At 37.8% G+C, this 3,144-nt stretch carries 2 protein-coding genes and 1 riboswitch; both genes read left to right on the top strand.

Annotation, left to right across the window (positions count from 1 at the left end; genetic code table 11):
* Positions 1-158 precede the first annotated feature (158 nt).
* Positions 159-256, bottom strand: a riboswitch (TPP riboswitch).
* A 227-nt stretch (positions 257-483) separates the two neighbouring features.
* Entirely contained in the window at positions 484-1,464 is a 981-nt protein-coding gene (locus FWE37_09430; GenBank protein ID MCL2521200.1) for an Abi family protein, read from the top strand.
* Between the two features lie 8 nt (positions 1,465-1,472).
* The gene (locus FWE37_09425; protein ID MCL2521199.1) at positions 1,473-2,735 is read left to right on the top strand and encodes a U32 family peptidase; all 1,263 of its coding nucleotides are present in this window, start codon (positions 1,473-1,475) and stop codon (positions 2,733-2,735) included.
* Positions 2,736-3,144: the final 409 nt, after the last annotated feature.

Below are 3,144 nucleotides of genomic sequence, written 5' to 3'. Positions count from 1 at the left end.
GCAAGCTATTTAAAAAAAGCGGGATATTACTAATTAAACTATTTAAAATAGCCAGCGGCGGCGGAAAGATTAAGCTTAAGGTAGGGGCTAAAGGGCTAAGTAGCTGCCATAAGGTTAAAATAAGCAAATAAACTAATATAATGATAAAGGTATTAACTTTGGGCATATCAAGCACTTCCTACGTTAGCATTATCTAACAGGTTTTATGGGTTTTAACCGTAAGGTTATCTCAGCCGAAGCTCCCCAGTCTTTGAAAGGTAGTTTAACAGAGTTTAAAAGGTTTGTCAAATGATTTTTTTAGAAGTATTTAGGTGAATAAGGTGAGTTTTTTTAAATGGTTAAAAGCATATTGACTATTATTACTAATAGTGTTATCCTAAATGTTGTATAATACGTATAGATTAAGTTCGAACGTATTTTTACCCCCTTCCATTCTATAAACTAATAAGATTGAGAGGGGGTGCTTTATTTTTAGGTAATAAAATGAAAGATTTAAAAAAGCCTACAACTATTGATGAGCAAATTAATATACTAAAAGAACGCGGGCTTTTGTCTTACGAAGAAAGTGAAAATGAGCTTAGAGAATTTTTAAGTTATACCAATTATTATCGCTTAGGCTATTACCTTTATCCATTTTGGGATAATAATGTTAAAGGTAAATTTAGAAAAGGTATAAACTTTAGAATTATTAAAGAGATTTATAGTTTTGATCAAAAGCTACGAAGTTTACTGTTTGAAGCTACAGCTATAATAGAAATTGCCCTGCGCAGGCAAATTGTTTACTCTTTGTGCTTAAGTGGCGAAAGCCACCCCAAAACAGGGATAGATAAGATAGCCGGTTTAGATATAGTAGAGGTAGCTTATCAAAAGTTTATGAAAAATCAGTACGAAAAGACGCACGAAGTTATTAAACGTTGTGCCAAATACAACGAATGTGGAGCGAAAAAATGCACAGAATGTGATATAAAAGATATAGAAATTCCCCCTTTGTGGGCAACCATTGAAGTACTAACTATGGGTGATATATGTAAAATTTGCAAATCATTAATCAGTAATAAAACAACAATAAACAATATAATAAATGCTTTTAATTTAAAAATCAAGCCGAAAGATTTTCAAAAAATTATTTACTACCTTAGAGACATTCGTAACAGATGTGCTCATAACGAATATGTATGGATTTTTAAGAATTCCGAGATAGCTATGGTTACCATTATAAGTTTCATTTTTAAATTTATGGCCGGTATTAATAACGGGAATAGCTGGATAAATGATGTTTACAAGCTTCTTGATCAAATATCTTTACTTAAACTTCCCCTCAAAAATGTTTATGAGTTTATGGGTTTTGGTAAAGAGTGGCTGGAAACTTTACCAGAGTTTAAGAAATATTTAGATATAGAGTTTAAATCCTTTTTATCTGTACCTCCCAATCCCCCTCTTGCCAATCTCCGCCAAACCGATTAAACTAAATTATGCACAGCAACTACAAAGCCGAACTGCTGGCCCCCGCCGGCAGCTACAGTAAATTACAAACCGCCATTCTTTACGGCGCCGATGCCGTTTATGCCGGCACGCCCGATTTATCTTTACGTGCCCAAAGCAGCTTAAAGCTGGACGAACTGCTGGAGGGCGTTAAGCTTATCCATCAAAATGGCCGTAAAATTTATTTAACCCTTAATTTATTTGCTCATAATAAAGATATTGACCGGCTGCCTAAATTTATCGAAACCATTCGCACCGTTAAGCCCGACGGCGTGATTATCGCCGATTTAGGTGTCTTTAACTATGTACGTAAAGCGGCGCCGGAGCTAGAGTTACATGTAAGCACTCAAGCCAATATCTGCAGCAGCATGACCGTTAAGTTGTGGCAAGAGCTAGGGGCCGGCCTGTGTGTGCTGGCGCGCGAGGTAAGTTTTGCCGAATTTGGCCAAATTAGGGCCGATTGCCCCGATATTAAGCTGGAAATTTTTGTGCACGGGGCTATGTGTATGAGCTACAGCGGCCGCTGCCTGATTAGCAACTTTTTAACCGGCCGGGCCTCTAATAAAGGGGCTTGCGCCCATAGCTGCCGCTGGAACTACAAAGTTTACCTAGAAGAAGAACAAAGACCGGGCGAGTTTTTCCCTCTTGAGGAAGATGATAAAGGCGCTTATCTAATGAGCAGTAAAGATTTATGCCTTATGCCTTATATCGATAAGATTTTAGCCAGCGGTGTAAACAGTCTTAAAATAGAGGGTCGCAATAAAACCGAATATTACGTGGCCGTAGCCAGCCGGGCCTACAAGCAAGCGATGTTAGATTATTATAGCAACCCTAGCAGCTTTAATTACTTACCCTACCAAGAAGAGCTGAACAAGTTACAAAACAGGGGTTATACCGATGGCTTTTTTAATGGGCCGCCCAGTGGCGAAAGTATGACTTACAACAGCACCCTTAGCGACAGCGACTGGCGTACCGTTGGCAGTGTAAGCAGCTGGCAGAGCGATGGTTTACTGCTAAGGCTTAAAAACCCCGTAGTAACCGGCGGTACTATCCAATTTGTTTTGCCGCATAGTTTTAAAAATATCAACCTTACTTTACCTAAAATATTTGATAGTAATAAAGAAGAACACCAGCGGCTAACCAGCGGCCAAAAAGATTCTATGTTGTTTATTCCTAAAGAATATTTAGATTTAGCCGGGCTTAACCAACACAATTTACCGGCGCTAAGTGTGGCGCGAATGGCTATAAAATAACAGTTGACAAATAACTAAAAAGTGCGTATACTGTCTATATAAAAGCCGCCCCTGCGGTGAAACAGGGGCGGGAAAAAGTATTCAAACTTTTTAAACTGTGCCACTAATGTGGCAAAATGGCTGTTAGCAACCGATACGTTACTTCCAGTGCTAACAGCGCACTTTTAATGAAAACCCAAGAAAATTGTTTTTTCATCATTTTACCCTCCTTTCTGTAAAGTTTTACAGTGAGGTAGGGGTGAAGGCCTTATATCAGTGGCTTAAAAACCAAAACTTTTCGTTTTGTGCCATTTTGTTTACTATAATATAGCCGGTTTATTTTGTAAAGCCCTTTTATTAAAAAACAGTTTAGTTTTGTTAATTAATAATTTTATATCTCTTAGTCTTTTAGGAAGCTTGACAAATAACT

The organism is Spirochaetaceae bacterium, assembly GCA_009784515.1.
Lineage (GTDB): Bacteria > Spirochaetota > Spirochaetia > WRBN01 > WRBN01 > WRBN01.
This window is presented reverse-complemented; position numbering and strand designations above follow the sequence as displayed.

Coding starts and splice junctions, on each gene's coding strand:
- FWE37_09430 (MCL2521200.1), top strand. CDS start 484: ATGAAAGATTTAAAAAAGCCTACAACTATTGATGAGCAAATTAATATA.
- FWE37_09425 (MCL2521199.1), top strand. CDS start 1,473: ATGCACAGCAACTACAAAGCCGAACTGCTGGCCCCCGCCGGCAGCTAC.